14 protein-coding genes are annotated in these 19544 nt (G+C 64.7%); 9 read left to right on the forward strand and 5 right to left on the reverse strand.

What is annotated here, in order from left to right; translation table 11 throughout:
- Positions 1-60: 60 nt before the first annotated feature.
- Positions 61-1212: a hypothetical protein gene (locus tag ASE59_RS17275; protein WP_056459264.1), complete on the reverse strand. Its 1152-nt coding sequence runs from the start codon at positions 1210-1212 to the stop codon at positions 61-63.
- Positions 1213-1503: 291 nt separating this feature from the next.
- Between ASE59_RS17275 and ASE59_RS17280 the strand changes: the two genes are divergently transcribed.
- The 8 genes from ASE59_RS17280 to ASE59_RS17315 all read left to right on the forward strand — a co-directional run bounded on the left by ASE59_RS17280 (position 1504) and on the right by ASE59_RS17315 (position 10083).
- Positions 1504-2688 (forward strand): outer membrane beta-barrel protein, encoded by a 1185-nt coding sequence (locus ASE59_RS17280; RefSeq protein ID WP_056459268.1) that lies wholly within the window; start codon positions 1504-1506, stop codon positions 2686-2688.
- 16 nt (positions 2689-2704) lie between these two features.
- Entirely contained in the window at positions 2705-3475 is a 771-nt protein-coding gene (locus ASE59_RS17285) for an SLBB domain-containing protein (RefSeq protein WP_056459271.1), read from the forward strand.
- 61 nt (positions 3476-3536) lie between these two features.
- Complete coding sequence (locus tag ASE59_RS17290) at positions 3537-5075, forward strand: lipopolysaccharide biosynthesis protein (RefSeq protein WP_056459274.1); 1539 nt, start codon at positions 3537-3539, stop codon at positions 5073-5075.
- Positions 5072-6145, forward strand: coding sequence for a cellulase family glycosylhydrolase (locus ASE59_RS17295; protein ID WP_156360160.1), 1074 nt, complete (start codon positions 5072-5074; stop codon positions 6143-6145). Before ASE59_RS17290 ends, ASE59_RS17295 begins: the two co-directional genes overlap by 4 nt.
- Complete coding sequence (locus ASE59_RS19985) at positions 6142-7260, forward strand: glycosyltransferase family 4 protein (protein ID WP_056459279.1); 1119 nt, start codon at positions 6142-6144, stop codon at positions 7258-7260. The genes ASE59_RS17295 and ASE59_RS19985 overlap by 4 nt, the downstream gene beginning before the upstream one ends.
- A gap of 273 nt (positions 7261-7533) precedes the next feature.
- The gene (locus ASE59_RS17305; RefSeq protein ID WP_056459282.1) at positions 7534-8811 is read left to right on the forward strand and encodes an exopolysaccharide biosynthesis polyprenyl glycosylphosphotransferase; all 1278 of its coding nucleotides are present in this window, start codon (positions 7534-7536) and stop codon (positions 8809-8811) included.
- Positions 8812-8859: 48 nt separating this feature from the next.
- Positions 8860-9483 carry an acyltransferase gene (locus tag ASE59_RS21005; RefSeq protein ID WP_321163236.1) on the forward strand — a complete coding sequence of 208 codons (624 nt, stop codon included), beginning with the start codon at positions 8860-8862 and terminating at the stop codon, positions 9481-9483.
- Positions 9484-9630: 147 nt separating this feature from the next.
- Positions 9631-10083, forward strand: coding sequence for a PilZ domain-containing protein (locus ASE59_RS17315; RefSeq protein WP_056459287.1), 453 nt, complete (start codon positions 9631-9633; stop codon positions 10081-10083).
- Between the two features lie 4 nt (positions 10084-10087).
- Here ASE59_RS17315 and ASE59_RS17320 read toward each other — a convergent pair whose 3' ends face one another.
- From ASE59_RS17320 to ASE59_RS17330, 3 genes are all read right to left on the reverse strand, one after another.
- Positions 10088-11398: a hypothetical protein gene (locus tag ASE59_RS17320; RefSeq protein WP_056459290.1), complete on the reverse strand. Its 1311-nt coding sequence runs from the start codon at positions 11396-11398 to the stop codon at positions 10088-10090.
- A 140-nt stretch (positions 11399-11538) separates the two neighbouring features.
- Positions 11539-13512 (reverse strand): M10 family metallopeptidase C-terminal domain-containing protein, encoded by a 1974-nt coding sequence (locus tag ASE59_RS17325; protein ID WP_056459292.1) that lies wholly within the window; start codon positions 13510-13512, stop codon positions 11539-11541.
- Positions 13512-13898 carry a hypothetical protein gene (locus ASE59_RS17330; protein WP_056459294.1) on the reverse strand — a complete coding sequence of 129 codons (387 nt, stop codon included), beginning with the start codon at positions 13896-13898 and terminating at the stop codon, positions 13512-13514. The genes ASE59_RS17325 and ASE59_RS17330 overlap by 1 nt, the downstream gene beginning before the upstream one ends.
- Before the next feature lie 768 nt (positions 13899-14666).
- Here ASE59_RS17330 and ASE59_RS17335 point away from each other — a divergent pair.
- Positions 14667-15488 carry a hypothetical protein gene (locus ASE59_RS17335; protein ID WP_056459299.1) on the forward strand — a complete coding sequence of 274 codons (822 nt, stop codon included), beginning with the start codon at positions 14667-14669 and terminating at the stop codon, positions 15486-15488.
- Between the two features lie 319 nt (positions 15489-15807).
- On the opposite strand, the gene ASE59_RS17340 is transcribed toward ASE59_RS17335, so the two are convergent.
- Entirely contained in the window at positions 15808-19533 is a 3726-nt protein-coding gene (locus ASE59_RS17340; RefSeq protein WP_082458550.1) for a Calx-beta domain-containing protein, read from the reverse strand.
- Between the last annotated feature and the right edge of the window lie 11 nt (positions 19534-19544).

The raw sequence follows: 19544 nt of genomic DNA on the forward strand, positions 1-19544 counted from the left end.
TTCCCCGCGGGCCGGCGCTCGCCTGCCCGATCCTTGCATCGCATAAACGTCATCAATTGCCTATCGGTTCGAATGCGGTAGCGCGTGCCCCGGCAACGCGGTGTCCGGATAGCGTTCGGGGTGCAGCAGCCGTTCGCCGATTCCGTCCCACGTCGGAAAGGCGCGCGGTGCCACGCTGCCTGCTGCCGCCAGCGCATCGCGTAGTGCCGCCTCGATCGATACCGAGTCGTCGTTACGATATCCGAAACGCGACGCGACATCGCCGCGCGCGAAATCGGGGCAGGCGGCGGGCAGGCCGAGATATTCGTACTGCGCGAGCTTCAGGCTCGATTCCGCCAGATATTCGACCCCCGCCGCGCGGTGATAGGGCGCAAGGCCGATCGTCGCATGGCGCAGATAGGGCAAGGTCGCGCGGAACGGCATCTCGTCATGGAGGATGACGTTGGGCGGCGCGTCGAACTTCGCGCCGCTGCCGATCACGTGGAACTGCACGTCGGGAAAGGCGGGGGCGGCAATGCGGAAGAAATTCTGATCGAACAGCATCGCGCCCACCGACACGGCGTTGATCGTGCCCGGCGCATAGGGGTTGGTCCCGTCGTCGACGAAATCATCGGGGTCGATGCCGAAACCGATCCGGGTCAGGCGATCGGTTGCCCAGCCGAAATCCTCGGCCATGACGCTGGAGCGCAGGCTGACATGATGGACCAGCGCGCCGTCGACCTCCAGCCGTTGCCGGACATAGGGATGGGCGCCGACGGTATCGAGCCGGTCGGTCGCGTAATAGATGATGCGCGCGGTCGGATTGAGCCGGCGCATCCGCCGCAGCATGACCGCCGCGACCGTCGCCTCGACCACCAGATAATCGGCCTCCGCGAACATCCGGTCGACATCGCGATTGGGCAGTTCGGCATAGAGCGGGAACAGCGTGCCCATCAGCTTGTCGCCGAGCTTCGATCCGGTGGCAAAGGGGTGGAACGCGGTGCGCCACAGGTAGCAGCGGATATTGTCGACCGTTTCGAACCGGTTGGCCCGGTCCCACAGGAACAGCCGCGAATCGCCCTTGCGTTTCGACAGGCGGCTGAACCGCGTCGACAGGAAGGTGACGTCGTAGCCGGTATTGGCCAGCGCCTTGGCGATCGGGTGGATGCTCGCCCGCTTGGCGGTGCGATAATCGTGGAAGGCGGACACGAACACGACCCGTCCCTTGCTCATGTCGCGCTCCCTGTAGCGTGCTGCGCGGTCCATCGATCCGCGCGTTCGGTCACGCAATGGCTTGCCCCGCGCGCGGGGTCAATGGCGCGGGGGTGAAATGATGCCGCAATGCAGCATAGACTATACTTGTCGCGCTGCCGTGGTTAGTTACCCCGGTCAGTTACGGCATAAAACCGATTGTTACTTCGGGAAGACCGGGATCGTAACGGGTGCGTCCGGGTTTTGACCGGACCGCCGGAAAGTCATAGAGCGGTAGGCCGGATGCATCGCATCCGACAGGGAGTTCGGGGAATGAAGGGTCCAGTCGCCATCGCCGCGACCGCTGGCGTAGTCGGCCTTGTCGTGGCCGCGGCACCCGCGCGGGCGCAGGAGAACAAGTTCGACCTGTCGCTGGCTATCGTCGAAACCTATGACACGAACGTGCTGCGCCTGGGTGAACAGCGCACGAACCAGCCGACCGACAATCTGCAGATCGGACCGCAGGTGACGCTGGATTACAGCCGGCGGCTGTCACGCCAGCGTATCTTTGCGAACGGCTATGCCGGTTATTTCTGGAACAACCGGTTCGAGTTCCTCAACCGACAGGATATCGCGTTGACCGGTGGCGCCGACCTGCGTGTCGGGCCGAAATGCCGCGCGACCGTGACCAGCAGCTTCTTTCAGGCGCAGTCGGACCTGCAGGATTTGAGCACGCCGGTCCGCAACGTCGCGACTACCCAGGATTATGCGATCGACGCCAGCTGTCCGCGACCGGCCGGCTTCTTTCCGGTAGCATCGGCCAGCTATTTCCAGGTCGACAACGAACGCCGGGTCGAACGGAACCAGGATATCGTCGATGGCCGGTTCGGCATCGGCTACAGCCGGCCCAGCCTCGGCACGGCGCAGTTGTTCGGGGCGATCTCGACGATCCGGCGCGAACGGGACATCCCGACGCCGCAGGGCCTGATCCGCGACGTGACCAAGGTCCGCTCGGTCGGGCTGCGGGTCGAGCGCGATGTCGGTACCCGGATCAGGGCGAGCGGCGAGATTGCCTATACCTCGGCCGACCCGGCATCGCCGCAGGCGTCTTCGTTCGAAGGCGTCACCTATGCGGTCAATGCGTCCTACACCCCGATTTCGCGATTCGTGCTGTCGGCGGGCGTCGACCGGACGATCTCGGCGCGCGGCAACCTCGGCACCAGCTATGTGATCCGCGAACAGGCTAATATGGGCGCGCGGCTGACCGTCAGCCGGCGCACGTCCTTCGGCGCGCGCGTCCTGGTGGCGCAGCGCGATTATCAGGGCGAGGATCCGTTGTTCCTGCCGCAGCCGCGCGGCTCGGATACGCAGGTGACCGCGCAGGCCGATGTCCGCTACCGCATCGCGCAACCGATTACGCTAGAATTGTCGACACGATACTTCCAGCGCGCGGCCGAGAATGATTTTTACGATTATGACAGCTTTGCCACGACATTACGGGCGTTGCTGCGCATTTGATGGAAAGGATAACGGGATGAAGGCGTTCGTCAGTCTGGCCATCGCGATCGCGATGCCATGCGCCCTCGTACAGCCCGCGGCGGCGCAGGCGACGTGGGACGGATATCGGCTGGGTGCCGAGGACCAGATCGAAGTGTCGATCTATGGTCAGGGTGGCGCGGTGGTGAAGACCCGCATCAAGTCCGACGGGTCGATCACCCTGCCGCTGGTCGGCCGGGTCGAGGCGGCGAATCGCACGACGCAGGCATTGGCCAGTTCGATCCAGGAACAGCTGCGCCGGGGCGGGTACGTCAACGATCCGATCGTCAACGTCGAGGTCATCGACTATGCCAGCCGCACCGTCACCGTGCTGGGCGAATTCGCCAAGCCAGGCATCGTGCCGCTCGACCGGCCGACCCAGCTGAGCGAACTGGCGGCGCGCGCCGGCGGTCTGCGCGAGGGCGGTTCGGACATCGTCGAACTGCGTCGCGCGGGCAAGGTCACGACCTACAGCCTGACACAGATCGCGCGCGGCCAGCAGGCTGACGTCGCGATGCAGCCGGGCGACGCGGTCTATGCGATCGCGGCTCCGCAATATTATGTCTATGGTCAGATCGGCAATGCCGGCGCCTTCGCCATCGCGCCGGGCATGACCATCCGCCAGGCGCTGGCCCGCGCCGGCGGCCCGACGCTGTCCGGGTCGGAGCGAAAGGTGACGCTGTATCGCGGCGGGCGTGAACTGGAGGCCGAACTGGCCGCTCCCGTCCTGCCCGACGACGTGCTGTTCGTGCGCGAGCGCATCTTCTGATCGGGACGGCGGACGTTCCCGGGGAGCGTCCGCCGGTCCGTTCGCACGGCCTGCGCGATCGATGAGCGACGACAGCCGTATCGACGATCGCGATCCGGTGGCGCGCGCCGGCCCGCCGGGGTCGATGAAACGCACGCTGGCGGCGGGGGCAGGGTGGACCACCGCGCTGCAACTGGCGTCGAAGGCGGTCGAACTGGGCTTCACCGCCGTCCTCGCCCGCATCCTGTTCCCGCATGATTTCGGCGTGATCGCCGGCGCGACGATCTTCATCGAACTGGCGCTGTTGCTGGCCGAGATCGGCATCGGCGCGACGATCGTGCAGATGCCGGGGCTGACCCGCGACGATCTGCGGATCGCCGGCACGCTCGTCTTCGTGACCGGCATCGGCTATTTTCTGCTCGCGCAGCTTCTGGCGCCGCTGGCTGGCGATTTCCTCAACATCGATGGCGTGACCGACGTGCTGCGCGTGCTGGCGCTGGTGTTCGTCATCCAGTCGTTCGGCATCGTGCCCGAAAACCTGCTGGTCCGGCGGCTCGACGTGCGGCGGGTGATGATCGCGCAGGTGCTGGCGCGGATCGTCGGCACCGGCGGGGTCGGCATCCTGCTGGCATGGCTCGGCTGGGGCTATTGGGCGCTGGTCGCGGCGGCGCTGGTCGAGACGGCGTTCAAGGCGGGGTGGCTGGTCGCGATCGTCCGCCCGCCGATGCGACCGCTGCTGACGCGGGCCGGCACGAGGCGGTTGATGGGGCGCGGTGCCGGCTTTTCGCTGGCGCGGATCCTCAATTTCTTTGCGCTGCGATCGAACAATCTGATCGTCGGGCGGACGATGGATGCGGCGGCGCTGGGTATCTATTCGCGCGCGTTCAACCTGATGAGCGTGCCGTCCGAACTCTACACCCGCATCGCCGAACGACTGGTATTCCCGGCAATGGCGCAGGTACAGGACGATGCCGTCCGGCTGCGCGCCGCCTTCCTGCGCGGGACCGAACTGACCGCGGCGATCGGCATGCCGATGTCGGCCCTGCTGGCGGTGCTGGCGCCCGAAGTAATTGATATCATCCTCGGATCGCGGTGGGCGGCGGTGATCGGCCCGTTCGCGATCCTGTGTTCGGCAAGCTATTTCCGCCTCGGGTCGAAGATCGGGGGATCGTTGCAGCGGGCGCGGGCGGCGACGGGCGCGATGATATTCAACCAGTTCGTGTATCTGGCGATGGTCGTGGGCGGGGCGTTGATCGCCTATCCCTATGGTATCGAAGCGGTTGCGCTGGCAGGGAGTATCGCCGTGGTCGCATCCTACCTCATCATCAACGTCAACGCGTGTCGCATCGCCGGCGTCGATCTGCGCGCGTTCGTCGCTAGCCATGTTCATGGCGTGCTGCTGGCGGCGTTGAGCGTGGCGGTCGTCCTGCCGGTGGTCACCGCGTTGCGACGGGCGGCGGCGCCCGCGCTGGTGACGCTTAGCGTATCGGGGGCGGTGCTGCTGGTCGTGGCGCTGATCCTGTTGTGGCGTCGGCCGCGCTGGTTGCTGGGCGCGTTTCTGGTGTCGCTGATCGAGGATGCGGCGCGTTCGCTTACCCGGCGGCGGGGGACGGCGTCGTGAGGTGCGCGGCATTGCTGCTGGCCGCGATGATGCTGGTCGCGGGCTGCAACGGGCAGGGCGAAGCCGAACCCAGCGACCCGCCGCGCCGGCCCGCCCCGCCGCCCAAATTCGGCGTCAACCTGTCGGGTGCCGAGGGCCGCGAGAATGACGGCGCCCGCCCGACGCTGGCCGATGTGCGCAACGCGGTCGACCGGCTGCGCTTCGGCATGATCCGCTATCCGTTCCGCCCCAGCCGGATGACCCCCGACCGGGTCGAGGAGCTGAAGGCGATCGCGGCGTTCACCCGGTCGCGCGGGGTGCCGCTGATCCTCGACAATCACAATTCGCGCTGGAACCCGGTCGGTGAGCAGATCGCGTTCTGGACCGATCTGGCGCGGCAGTTTCCCGACGACGGGTCGGTGATGATCGACCTGGTCAACGAACCCGACCACGTCACCTGGATGCCATGGGCGAGCGAAGCCAAGGCGGTGATCGCCGGACTGCGCCGGGGTGGCATCCGCCATCCGATCCTGCTGCAATGGCCGGGTTATTCGGGCATCCAGCGTTTCGACAAGCGCGAGCCGGCGGGGCGTGAATGCGAGAGTGCCGGCTGCGCGCTCGACCGGACGCCGGGGCCGCTCGACCCGATCGACCGCACCTTCCTGAACGGCCATCGCTATTTCGATGCGGACGGTTCTGGAACCAAGCGCGATTGCACGAACGACAAGGGCGAGCCGCGTGCCGACAGCGGGTTCGACCGGTTCGCCAAGCAGCTGCGGCGGCGCGGCCTGCGCGGCTATATCACCGAATCGGCGTTCGGCAGCTATGCGGCGATCCCGCCCGGTTGCATGGCGGTCGGTGCCGATGCCGTGGCGCAGTTCCGCGCCAATAGCGACGTGCTGCTGGGCATCACATGGTGGGGCGGGGGCCGGATGTGGCCCGACCGCTATCTGTTCAAGATCGAATGTCCCAAGGACGATCGATTCACCTGTCCTCCATCGGAGTATCAACGGATGCTGAACCCGGCACTTTCCGCCGGTCCCGGACCGGTTCCCGGCCCGCGCCACGATCGACCGGAGCCGCGGCGATGAGCGCCGATCGGTCATTGTCGATCGTCCATGTCGTCCGCCAATTCCATCCGGGGATCGGCGGCATGGAGGAATGCGTGCTGCAACTGGCGCGATACCAGCAGCGCGACGGGCATGGCGTCCGCGTGGTGACGCTCGACACCATCTTCGACGACGATGCAACGGCCAAGCTGCCGCATCACGACGCGATCGACGGGATCGAGATCCGCCGCGTCGGGTGGAAGGGGTCGAAACGCTATCCGGTCGCGCCCGCCGTTCTGCGCCACCTGAACGGTGCGGATATCGTCCATGTCCACGGCGTCGACTTCCTGTTCGACTATCTGGCGCTGACCAAGCCGATCCATGGCCGCACGCTGGTGCTGTCGACCCATGGCGGCTTCTTCCACACCCAGTTCGCCGGCAAGATGAAGCTGCGGTATTTCTCGACCGTCACGCGTACGGCGATGCGCGCCTATGCCGGGACGGGGGCGTCGAGTACGCAGGATTACGACCGGTTCCAGCAGATCCGTCCACGCAACCTGCGGCTGATCGAAAATGGCGTCAGCCTCGACAAGTTTCGCGGGCTGGCCGATCCGTCGGCGCTCACGATGTTGTATTTCGGTCGGTTGGCGCCGAACAAGGGGCTGTTCGAACTGCTGCCATGGTTTGCGCAGGCGCGTTCGATCGAACCGGCATGGCGGCTGGTGATCGCGGGCAAGCCGATGGGCGTGGAGGCGAGCGAATTGCGCGACCGTGCCGCTGTCGCCGGTGTCGCCGACGCGGTCGAGGTGGTGGTGACCCCGACCGATGCCGAGATCGCCGATATCGTGCGCCGGTCGTCGGTCTATGTATCGGCATCCAGCTATGAGGGCTTTGGTCTGGCGGCGATCGAGGGGGCTTCGGCGCACCTCTATCCGGTGCTCAACGCCATTCCCGCTTTCGAACGGACGATCGAGACGATGGGGTTCGGCCGCATCGTCGATTTCACCGATCCGGCGTCGGGCGCGGCGTTCGCGCGCGACTGGCCGACGATCGATCGGCCCGATCCCGGCGCGTTGGATACACTGCTCGACGCACGTTTCGGTTGGCGCGGGCATGTCGATGCATTTTACGACTTGTATCGCGCCGCAGCGAAGTAAAGAGATGGTAACGCTTTTACCGTACCACCGCCTGAACGACCGCGCCGCCATGGACTTGCGCCCCAAGCGCAACTGTTCCATGGACGCGCGGCGCACGTACGGGCTTCAAGACCAAGACCAACTATAGCCGTTACCGGCCTATAACGGACATCGGGGATCAGGGTGACAGGAATACCAGCCGATTCCGGAACGGATATTGCTGGCGCAGCCAGAAGTTCGCGATTCTGGCTGACCCCGCACGCGCTCCGCCTGCGGCTATATGCCACGTTGCTCTTGCTCGACATCACCGCCATCGCGTTCGGTTTCCTGTTGCCGAGCCATTTGCTGAAGTCCGACTTCAAGCTGTTCGAGCTGCTGACGGTGACGGCGATCGTCTACACCGGCATCGCGTTCAATTCCGGCGCCTTCTCGCTGCGATCGACGCAGGACGTGTCGGTCGACACCGCGCCTGCGGTCCGCGCGCTGCTGTTCACCTATGGCGTGCTGTTCCTGCTGTCCTATTTCCTGAAGCTGGAGCGCGACCTGTCGCGCCTGCTGATCAGTATCGCGATGGTCGTCGGTACGCTGACGCTGGTCGTGTTCCGACAGATCGTCGCGATCTACGTCGAATCGAAATTGCGCGACCGGTTGCTGGTGCAGATGCTGATCCTCGACGGTGCCGACATGACGGCGCCGCCGGGGTTCCGTGTCGTCCGGGCGAGCGATATCGGCCTCGTCCCCGATCTGCGCGATCCGGCGATGCTCAACGCCTTCGGTTCGCTGATCCGCGAATGCGAACGGGTGGTGGTCGCCTGTTCGGAGGGGCGTTGCCAGGACTGGGCGATGTTACTGAAGGGGGCGAATGTTCGCGGGGACGTGGTCGTCGACACCATCTCGCACTTCGGGGCGCTGGGGGTGTCGCATATCGCGGATCGCCCGACGCTGACCGTGTCGGTCGGGCCGCTGTCGCTGCGTGATGCCTTTGCCAAGCGCGCGTTCGACCTGGCGGTGTGCGTGCCCGCGTTGATTGCGCTGGCGCCCGCGCTGTTGCTGACCGCGCTGCTCATCAAGCTCGACAGCCCGGGGCCGGTGTTGTTCCGCCAGCGGCGTGTCGGCCGCGGCAACGAGTTCTTCGATATCCTGAAGTTCCGCAGCATGCGCGTCGAGCAATGCGATGCCGACGGCAATGTTTCGACCAGCCGCGACGACGATCGCATCACCCGCGTCGGCTATTTCATCCGCCGCACGAGCATCGACGAGCTGCCGCAGTTGCTGAACGTGTTGTTCGGCCAGATGAGCGTCGTCGGCCCGCGCCCCCACGCGCTGGGGTCGCTAGCGGGCAATCACCTGTTCTGGGACGTCGACACCCGGTACTGGCATCGCCACGCGCTGAAGCCCGGCATCACCGGTTTGGCACAGGTGCGCGGCTATCGCGGTGCGACCAACCATGTCGAGGACCTGACCCGCCGGTTGCAGGCCGATCTGGAATATGCGGCCGCCTGGTCGTTCTGGCGCGACGTCACCATCCTGGCGATGACGGTGAAGGTCGTCGTGCATAAAAACACATATTGAACCAATTCGGAGTAATTTCGTTCGTCGCGAATCGACGAGGAAATTGACTTGGGTTTACTTTTGCGCCTGAAACCGGTCCTGCGGTTGTTGCTGCGGTTAAGGCCGCTGGCGACGCTGTTCGCCAATCTCAGGACGCCGTTCCGCGTCATCCTCTATCGTCGTGCGCGCCTGTCGATCGCCGGACCGCTCAGCGGCAAGGGGCGGCTGGCGATCGGTAAATGCTGGCCGGGCCAGGTGTCACGCGGGACCGAGGTCGCGGTGCGGCCGGGCGGGGCGATGCGGGTCGACGGCATTTTCGCTCTGCATCGCGGCGTCGAAATCCGGGTAAGCAAGGGCGGACGGCTGACGCTGGGCAGCGGGTATCTGGCCGACGACGTGCGGATCGATTGCCATCAGGCAGTGACGATCGGGCACCGCGTCGCCATCGCCGCGCGGACCGTCATCATGGACACCGACCATCACGATCTGACCGGCGCGCGTGCCCGGACCGCACCGGTGGTGATCGGCGACGATGTGTGGATCGGCATGGGCGCGATGATCCTGAAGGGCGTGACGATCGGACCGGGGGCGGTGATCGCCGCCGGATCGATCGTGGTGCGCGACGTTGCCCCCGGTATGCTGGTCGCCGGCAGTCCGGCACGTGATATCCGAGCAGTAACCTGGTCGATCTGATCGTTACGATTTTTGGTGAACAATAAAGACGAAATTGTTTACTACGCGTTTACCAACCATTGTTTAGTAACCATCATTCCGCGCCGTGCAGAAAAGCTTTGGTAAGACCTGATCCGCTATCTGGTGTGTAGCCAGATGGAGGATGCCATGAGTCTTCAGGCACGCATAATTGAAGAACAGCTTGTCGGTCGCCGCGATGACGACCGTGTTTCGGTCGGTCGTGCATGCGTGTTGCGCGTTTCGGGACGGCCGCCGGTGCATAGCGCGCTGCTCGACCTGACCCGGCATGGCTGCCGGATCCGGACCGGTCATCCGCTGGCCGTCGGTGAGTCGGTGCTGCTGGGCCTTGCCGGCGTCGGCACGGTCGAGGCGACCGTGATCTGGGGCGAGGGCACCCAATATGGCTGCGAGTTCATCACCGCGCTGCGATCGGGCGCGGTGTCCGACGCGACGCGGGGGAACGTCGTCAGCTTCGACGTGGCGCCCGTCGCGCAACCGTTCAAATGGTCGCCGCGCCAGCGCCTGCTGACGCTGGCGATCTATGCGGCGACGCCGTGGCTGGCGATTCTGGCCGCGGTCCACCTGTTCCGCGGGCACTGACCGTTCAACTGGTGACGACCCGCCGCCGGGCCATGCGCTCGCGCGGGGTCAGCCGGTGGGCCTCGGCCTGCCGGCGGGCGGGATCGTCCCGCACCGGCATATAGGTCGCGCGGCAATAGCCGAGCAGCAGCCACAGCAACGGCGCCGACTTCATCGAGAAGGTGCCGGTGCCGCCGACCAGCAGCCAGACATAGACATAGAGCGCGGCGGCCCAAGCCGCGCGGCGCGACGTGTCCGAATTCTGGGGCACGACGATGATGAAATACGCCCAGTAGATGAACGCGCCGGCCAGCCCCATCGACGCGATCAGGAAGCCATAGCCGGTATCGCCGGTGCGCGGGATCAGCGCCGGCACGCCGAACAGATAACCGATGGCGTCATATTCGGTCAGATAGCGATAGGTCGTGCCGAGCCGCCCGACCGGATCGTCGCCGGTGCGCCACGGAATGAAGACGAACAGCAGGAAGGTCGCCGCCAGCGACACGACCGGGATCAGTCCCTGCCAATAGCGCGGCAGGCGCGGGAACAGGAAATAGCCGATCAGGAACAGCGGCGCCAACAGCGACGACATGCGCGCATTGTTGGTGACGACGATCAGGAACACGGTGACCAGTGCCAGTACCCGCTCGGCGATGCTCAGCCGCTGCCACAGGGTGCACAGATACACCATGATGACGATCGAGAAACAGTTGATGCCGACCTGTTCGAGGAAGATCGACGAGGTACGCGGCCCGTCATACAGGCCGAAGCTGAAACGCCCGTTATACGAGATCGTCCCGATCGCCAGCGAGTTTTCGTCCATGAATTCCTTCACGACGAAGCCGCGCGTCTTGGTCAGATAGCTGGCGGGCTGGAAGATCGAGGCATAGGTGTCGACGCTGCTGATCTCCAGCAGCAACACGCCGAGCGCGATGCAGCAACTGACCGCGAAGGCGATCCGCACCATGCGTTCGTCGCAGCGTATGCCGAGGATGGTGAAGGCGGCGATGATGAGCGCGTTGCGCACCCCTTCGATCATCGGGCGTTCGAATACCAGCGACCCGATCAGCGCGACGGCGGCGATGCCCGCGACGAGCAGCAGCGGCGCCACATCCTCGCGCCGGATGCCGTCGCGAAAGAAGGACAGCCCGATCGAGCCGAGGATGATCGCCAGTTCGGCGACGATGACGATCGCGTTGTTCATCGGCGCACCGGCAGCGGCGGCGGCGGCGAAGATGCCGTTATAGGCGATGGCGAACGGCGGGAGCAGCGTCATGACCCAGCGCAGCGCCACCGAGTCGCGGCCGGTGCCGGCCTGAAGTGCGACGCGGTTCACCGCGCCGCCGCGTGCTTATGGCCAAACGTCACGGCGATCGATCCCTTCCCAGCGAAGCCCCGCCAATAGCAGAGCCTTGCCGGTTTTGCGAAGGGGGAAGGCACGGTCCGCCCTACCGGCGGACCGTGCCCCTTGTGGCCTTATACGTCGACGCTGCCCATGCCGACGCTCGATCCGACCGCGCTGTAGATGTAGAAGCGCAGGCCGTTCTGTTCGATCATCCCGTCGAACTCCAGCGCCCGCGTGCCGGTGATGGCGACGGTGCCGCCCGCGCCCGACAGGTCGAGGATGCCGTCGTCGAAGCGGATGATGCCGTCATTGTTGCCGTCGAACAGCGCCGTCGTGGTGACGATCAGGTCGCGTGCGGTGAAGGTCAGCGAATCATTGCCGAGGCCCGCGACCGGATTGGCGGTGTCGAAGAAGAAGATGTCGCTGATCTTCTTGTTGCTCGACGATTTCAGGACGTCGTCGCCGAAACCGCTTTCGGCGACCTGCTGGTTGCGTCCGGCGACCGGGCGGACGCGGGCGTCGCCATAATAAAAGACGCCGTCGACGCTGCCCATCAGCCGCAGCCCGGCGGCGCTGTTCGCACCGGTCAGCACGACCGCATCGCCATCGCCGGTGTCGAGCGCCAGCGCGCCGGCCCGCCACGTGATGATGCCGTCATTATTGTTGTCGCGGATCGCCCGGTCGACCGCCAGCACGTCGCCGCGCTGCCAATCGGTGACGGCATCGACGCCCGATACGCCGGCAGTGCGCAGTTCGAAGATATCGCGCCCCGCGCCGCCGGTCAGCTTGTTGGCGACCTGGTTCCCGACCAGCCGGTCGTTGCCGCCGCCGCCGATCGCATTCTCGATCGTGACGCCGTACGCGATCGAGATATTGTCCTTGTACAACCCGTTGGTCAGGCCCAGTTCGTCGCGCAGCGCGGTATAGGCATCGAACGTCGCCTGGCTGCGTGCGGCAAGGCCCTGTGCCGCACGATTGGCGTTGACCTGGTCAAGCGTCAGGAACGCCTCGATCCCGCCACCCGACGAGAAGGCGCCGGCATTCAGGTCGATGACCGACGGCGTGTTCCACCCCGAGAAGTCGAGCGTGTCGTTGCCGCCCGCATCATAGATGGCGACGATCGGCGCGGCGTTCTTGCCGAAATCATATTCGGCGCGGTTGGCGGTCGAATTGAAGCCATAGACGGTGTCGCCGGTCCGGGTCGTCTTGTCGGCGCCGTACAGCTTCTGGATCGCAACGATATCGTGGACCATCGGCGTCGATGCATAGCCGAACCGCAGATTGGCCCAATCGATATGCTGCGCGCCGGTTTCGTACGCGTCGAAATAGCTCATGATCGAATATTGCGCCGAATCCTGCGCATAGGCGGCGTCGTTAGCATAGGTGATCGGATCGGGCTGACCATCGCCGTCATCGTCGTCGAGCGCATTGTAATCGCCCGGATGGCTCAGGCCCAACGAGTGGCCGAGTTCGTGGATGATCGTGGTCTTGGCATAGAAGCTGTCGCGAACCGGGAAGAAGTTCGAGCTGACGAACCCGTCGATCCACACGTCGCCGCTCAGCCGGCCATAATCCTCGAGATCGTAGAATTTGGCGAAATCCGAATCGTCGAAGATGTTGCCGAACGGCAGATAGGCATAGGCCTGCGCACCGCCGGTGTCGGTGTTGCCGAAGGTGATGTCGGCATTATACGACTTGGTTTCCTTGAAGGTGATCGCGATCAGGTCGTCCCATAATGCGATCCCGGCGCGGGCCATCATCCGCTGGTCGGCGTTGAACGCCGAAAAGGCGTCTGCATAAAAGGCTTCGTCAAGCGCGATCGTGCCGGTCGCGTTGACGTAATAGCTGTTGGCCAGCTCGGCATAGCTGTTCCAGAAGCCGAAATTCAGGACGCCGTCGTTCAGCTCGCCATAGTTGTTGATATTCCAGTTCCAGCCGGAGCGGGTCAGGATGTTGCCCGCCTGGGTCGGCGTGGCGATCGGCTTGTTCGCATAGGTCTGTCCCGCGAACGGATCGAGCGACAGCGACTCGGCGATATCGTCGGCACCGCCCAGCGGCCAGTCACGTTCCACCGGCGTGCCGGGTACCAGAGCACCATTTTCCATCAGTTCGTCTCCCCTGTAAGTCGGTTATCCGGTCGTGCGCCGCGCCATGGCAGCGCCCGGTCCAGCGCGCGTTCGGCGAGGGTCGCGAAATCCTCACCCCCGCCGGCGATGACCGCCGGACCGTTCCATTCCCCCTGTGCATCGTCCATCACGATCGATGGCCGTGCGGACAGCCTGATCGCCGGTCGGCCATCGATCGGCGTCAGATCGGCGGTGATCTGTACGCGGGCCCGGTCGGCGGCGTCGGAGCCGTCGACCGGCACCGGCGCGCCCTTTTGCGCAGTTGCGAGAAGGATCGCGCATTGATCGGGCGTGGCGGCGATGCAGGTCAGTCCGGCCGATCGGACCCCACGCCAAAGCGGCGCGGCGATCGGGCGTTGCGACATGACGGCGGCAATGCTGGCCAGGGCAGGTGGCGGGGCACTCGGCAAATCGGGCAACGCTACGCTCCCTGAACAACTGCCGCGATGATGCGCACATCACAAAAAAGCGCCAGCCAATATTACCGAATTTTAACGAACGCACCCTGACCGTGACGAAAATGGCACAAGTCGTCCCGAAGCGGGATTTCTGGCACAAAAGTCATGGTGCGATGCCGCAATCCAACTTGCATCCATGTGCGTTTATCGTAATGCAGGCGACGGGGAGACGGGGGATTTATGTCCGAATGGATCAATCGGCGGTACGGCGTAGCGCGCTGCTGATGCCGTCGGTGGCGTGATGCCGCCGGATATCGACCGAAATCCGTATCGAGCGACGACAGGCTTCTGACCGGAAGTCGCGTATGGTCGTTCGTATAACCGCGTCTTCGTGTCCCGATTCTAAAGTAACGGTATAATATTCGGGCACTTCGCGGTGTGCAGTTGCCTCTGGCCGTCCGTTGTCGGAGGCGGCTCGTCGTGGCTGCTCCGCAGATACTTCATCCGCAGTAGAAAAAGCCGGCGCCCGATGATGCCCTGCTCTGTGGTCAACGGATTTTGACGGTTAACGGCTGTCCTATAGCTGGATTTGTTGGACGCCTGTTCATGGAGAGGTGTTTAGAAATCCTTGACGGTCCAAGAAATTCTACGTAAATGCCGCTTTAAGCACAGTGCGCCTGGAACGGCGGGCGTGCTGACCGACACGTTTTTTTTAGTATTTGAGGGAGGAATACCATGGTCGATACGGTTCCTAAGTTCCGCAGCAACGAAAAGCTGATCGTGAGCGCCACCGAAGTGCAGATCACCGCAAATTCGGGTAGCGATATCTATGACGGCGCGGGTGCTTCGAAGGCGTTCGTTTTCAACAACGTCGAAGTCGGTGACGACCAGCTGCAGAATTTCGGGTATAATGACTCGATCCTGAACTATCAGAAGATCTTCGACGGTAACGACGACGGCTTCATCCAGTTCGGCAGCAACGGCGTGCTGGATATCGATCGTACCAGCAAGAAGAAGGCCGGCCAGGACCAGATCCAGGTTACCGGTGAAGGCTATCTGGTCAACGAACTCCGCTATCTCGGCACCAAGGGTGGCGAAGGCGTCGACGGTATGCATGTCTATGCCAACTCGGCGACCCTGAAGAACCTTTGGAGTGTCGAGAAGTTCGGTGGCCGCGCCAACATCATGGAAAACAAGGTCGGCAACGAGACCTATGATTTCTCGGGTGGCGACAAGACCCTGCTGGTCGACAACGCGCTCGGCCTGAACATGGGCCAGGACGTGCTGACCGGCTTCGGCGCAGGCGACAAGCTGGTCACCACCGCCAAGCTGTTCGACAACACCACGAACAACGTCGTCGGTTTCGGCAAGAACTTCGTGCTCGACGTGTCGGGTGCAGAAGGCCCGCGTTCGGACGATCCCAGCAAGGGTCCGGGCGGTCAGCTCGACTTCTCGGCTCCGGATCTCACCCGGATCAAGTTCGTCGGTGAAGAAACGCACAACGGCGTGACCTACTACGTCTACGAAGCGCCCGACGCAGCAACCCCGGCGCTCTAAGCCGGCAACAAACCGTCGCTCTTGCGGCGATGGTAAAGGGAGGCGCTGGCGAAAGCCGGCGCCTCTTTTTTGTTGCGTCGCACGATCGGACATCGGGGGACAGGGGACCGGTTGGGCGTCGCGCGGGGCGGGACGTTGCGGCCTTCGTCCGTCAAGGGGATATTCCGCTCGCAGAAGGCGGATGGCCGGAAGCGAAGACCTGCCCATGGCACAGCGCCCGCCAAGGACCGTAGCGGCGCGACGACCGATCCACGCCGGACACAAAAAAGGGGCGGAACCGGCAATCCGGTTCCGCCCCTTGCCGGTCGGGGTAATCCGATCAGAGCAGCGCGAGCGCCTCCGCCGTATCGGCCGCCGAACCGACCGCGCTGTAGACAAAGTAGGCGACGCCGTTCTTCATCAGCATGCCGTCATATTCGAGCGTGCGGACGCTCGACCCGTTGGCCGCCTCGATCGCGATCGACCCGCCGCCCGACAGGTCGAAGACCTTGTTGGAGCCGGCGCCGATCTGGCCGTTCTTGTTGCTGTCGCGCAGGCGGACGGTGGTGACGAGGAAATCCTCGGCCGAGAAGTCCTTGATCCGGTCCTTACCGCCGGCGCCGGTTGCGTCATAGAAAAACACGTCGCTGCCCGCGCCGCCCCCCAGGGTGTCGCTGCCCGCGCCGCCGAACAACAGGTCGTTGCCGTCGCCGCCGAACAGCTGGTCGTTGCCGGCCAGCCCGTCGATACGGTCGTTGCCGCCCAGCCCCTCGATCCGATCGACGGCGGCGGTGCCGCGCAGCCGTTCGCCGAAGCTGCGGAAATCGAACTGGGCGAGCGCAGGGTCATGGTCCGACAGCGCCGGATTGGTCCCGCCCTGCGTGTTGTAGCCGGTGTTGATGTGGACGACGTCATAGCTGGCGACCGTGCCCAGCTGCTGGTCGACGATGACATGGTCGATCGCCTGCGACCGGCCGTCGAACATATAGGTATAGCGTTCGGCCTCGGTCAGCTTGGTCACCGTCAGATTGTCGAACCGTGCGCCGCCGGTGCGGGCATTGCCGTCGACATCGACATAACCGGTGGCGACTTCCATCGTCCGGTTGAAATGGAATTCGTTCCAGTCACCGGCGGCGACGATGCGGTTGCCGGTCGATGCCGACTGGATCGTGTCGAGCATGTGCCACACATCGTCGGCAATGGCATTGCGCTTGTCCCAACGGGCATTGGTCGGCTGCCCATTGTCGATATCCTGGTTGAGCTGCCAGAACTCGCCCGACTGCGACTTGGCCGGCAGGTGGTTGGCGGCGACATAGACGTCGTTGCCGGCAAAGCTGAACTGACCGAGCAGCGACTTGCGGGTGTTGGTCCAGTCGGCGGCATTGATCTGGCCGGCGATCGCGCTGTCGTCATGGCCGATCCGGTCGCCGGCGTCGCGCACGCCGTCGCCGATCCGGTCGGTGAAGGCGCGGCGCTGTTCGATCGTCGCATCGGCGGCGAGGTCGCCGAGCTGCACCCGGTTGGTATTGTAGAGGAAACCGACGCGGATATTGCCGCTCTGCTGACCACCCTCGGCATTATAGACCGGCAGTTCGTCGACCCATTGGTAGCGCTGCCCGGTCGCGGCATTGACTGCGTCGACCAGCTTCTGCCACGTCAGCGACGCATCGGTACCGGTCGACGAAGCGCCGTCGCCCGCCGCCGCACCGTTATTGTCCTGAATCTCCTCGATCGTCAGGATGTCGGGGGCCTTCAAATTGGTGGCGATGGCATCGGCGATCGCGGTGAAGCGCGCCGCCGAATCGGTCGCCGCCAGATTTTCGACGTTGAACGTGCCGATGGTCAGCGCCCGCGAATCGGCGACGATGGTCGTCACCTCGCGCACCGGAGTCGTGTCTTCCCTGATCGTCACCGGATCGGTCACGAACAGCTTCAGGTCGGTGAAGTCGAATTCGACGATGCCGGTCACGTCGCCCAGCTTGTCACCCGCCGATGCGGCGGTGACGAGGTCGGACGGGGCGGCGGTCGCGAAATCGGTGAAGTCGAGCTCGAGAATGTCGGGATTGGTGTCGCCGTCATGGATATAGCGCCCGCCCGCGCGGACATCGTCGCGGGTATCGGCGGTGTCGGGCGGCGACAGCCTGGGATCGCCGCCGATCGTGTAGCCGCCGCGGCTGTTGATCTGATCGGCATCGGCATGCACCGTCGAATAGGCTTTCACGAACGGCTTGCCGCCTGCCAACCCGACGAAGCCGTCGGCGACGACCATGTCGGGGACGGTGACGCGCATCCCCTCGATCGTTTCGAAGAAGTCCAGCGCGTCATTGGCCGGATCGAAGCCCGCGCCGCCGACCGCGTCGAAGTAATTGGGCACTTCGTCGGTCAGGATCGCGCTGGGGATGGCGCGGCCGGGCGATCCGTCGAGGATCAGCGTCGGCAGATCCTGGTTGCTGGCGTCGATGGTGATGCCGCTGACCGCGGTGAGGACGGTACGGGGCATGTTGGCGAACGCCTGATACTCCATCACATTCGCCGTGACGGTGACGAGGTCGCCAACGCGCAGGCCGGGTGCGAGTGTGGCCAGCGTCGTGCCGACGTTGCGATCGTCGCGGGTCATCACGAAAATGCCCTCGGACGTCAGCGCGCTCGAATCCCAGTCGGCGGTTTCCTCGCTCAGGTAGAAGCCCTGCCGCGGACCGGCGCCATCGAGGGCGGTCACCACCGCCTGGATGGTAACGGTGGTGGTCGAACGGATGTTGAACCCGCTGACCCCTTCGGCCGCCAATACCGGGCTGAAGAACGCCGCGCCCTGCACGTCATGGATGCGGAAGAGGTCGTCGTTGACGATCGTCGCTTCGCCCAGCGAATCGGTCAGCGTCGCGCCATCGGTCGCGTTCGACAGCGTGACATAGAATTTCTCGTTGCCCTCGCGGACGGTATCGCCGTTCACCGCGATCGAGACGGTCGCCGTTTCCTGGCCCGCCGCGAATTCCACGCGGCCGCTGGCACCGACGAAATCGCTGCCGGCGGTCGCGGTATTGCTCACCGTTTCATAGGCGACCGAGAAGGCACCGTCGCCGCCGGTGCGGGTGATGGTGAACGTCGCCAGCGTCTGGCCCGAATCACCCTCGACCACCGACACGTCGCCGATCGAGACCGATGGCGGGGTGCCGTCGTCGTTCAGGATCGTCGCGGTCGCTTCGCCAGCGGCGATCGTCGCGCCGCCGGTCGCGTTGGTCAGCGAGAGTTCGATCGTCTCGTCCGATTCGCGCACGGTGTCGCCGATCGCGGTGATCGTTACCTTCTTTTCGGTCTCGCCCGCGGCAAAGGTCAGCGTGCCGCTTGGCAGCGTACCGTCAATGTCGCCGGCATCGGCGGTGCCGAAGGTCGCGGCGAAATCGACGGTCACCTCGCCGGTGCTGCCGCCGTCACGGGTGATGGTGAAGGTGAGGTCAGTGGTTCCGGTATCGCCTTCTGCCACCGCCACGTCGCCAACGCCGAATGCGCCAGCGTTGCCGCCGCCATCGACGGTGAAACCTTTGGCATAGGCGACGCCGGCGGCATCGTCGGTGGTCCAATTGACGCGATTGGCGATCGCGTCGAGGATCTCGGCACGGGTGCCGGTAGTCGGACCGGTATAGGTGGCGTTGTCCTCGGCGAAGGCCAGCGCATCCTTGCCGGCGGTCAGGCCGGTCGGCACCGCGCTGGTATTCGAATTGGTCGCGTCGCCCGCGAACGCGGTCTTGCCGTCGGCGAAGTTGAGCGCGAACAGGAAGGTCGGATTGGCGGCGGTACCGGTATAGGCGAGGATCTGGTCGCCGCTTGTCGACGGATTGAACTGCGCGGTTAGCCCGTTGACCTGGAAGACGTCCCCGATCTTCGCATCGGCGGGCAGCGCATAGGCGACGATACCCTCGTTTGGGCGGAACCCGCCCGCCGCGAGCCAGCCATTGTCGGTGAAATAGACGGTCTGCCCGGCCAGATCGGCCAGCAGCACGAACGCGAACGACTTGACTCCCGAATCGGCACCATAGCCGACCAACGCGATATCCCCAGCAACTGCCACGCTACATCCCC

This window comes from Sphingomonas sp. Leaf10 (assembly GCF_001421245.1).
Classification (GTDB): domain Bacteria; phylum Pseudomonadota; class Alphaproteobacteria; order Sphingomonadales; family Sphingomonadaceae; genus Sphingomonas.

Coding starts and splice junctions, on each gene's coding strand:
- ASE59_RS17275 (WP_056459264.1), bottom strand. CDS start 1,212: ATGAGCAAGGGACGGGTCGTGTTCGTGTCCGCCTTCCACGATTATCGC.
- ASE59_RS17280 (WP_056459268.1), top strand. CDS start 1,504: ATGAAGGGTCCAGTCGCCATCGCCGCGACCGCTGGCGTAGTCGGCCTT.
- ASE59_RS17285 (WP_056459271.1), top strand. CDS start 2,705: ATGAAGGCGTTCGTCAGTCTGGCCATCGCGATCGCGATGCCATGCGCC.
- ASE59_RS17290 (WP_056459274.1), top strand. CDS start 3,537: ATGAGCGACGACAGCCGTATCGACGATCGCGATCCGGTGGCGCGCGCC.
- ASE59_RS19985 (WP_056459279.1), top strand. CDS start 6,142: ATGAGCGCCGATCGGTCATTGTCGATCGTCCATGTCGTCCGCCAATTC.
- ASE59_RS17315 (WP_056459287.1), top strand. CDS start 9,631: ATGAGTCTTCAGGCACGCATAATTGAAGAACAGCTTGTCGGTCGCCGC.
- ASE59_RS17325 (WP_056459292.1), bottom strand. CDS start 13,512: ATGGAAAATGGTGCTCTGGTACCCGGCACGCCGGTGGAACGTGACTGG.
- ASE59_RS17330 (WP_056459294.1), bottom strand. CDS start 13,898: ATGTCGCAACGCCCGATCGCCGCGCCGCTTTGGCGTGGGGTCCGATCG.
- ASE59_RS17335 (WP_056459299.1), top strand. CDS start 14,667: ATGGTCGATACGGTTCCTAAGTTCCGCAGCAACGAAAAGCTGATCGTG.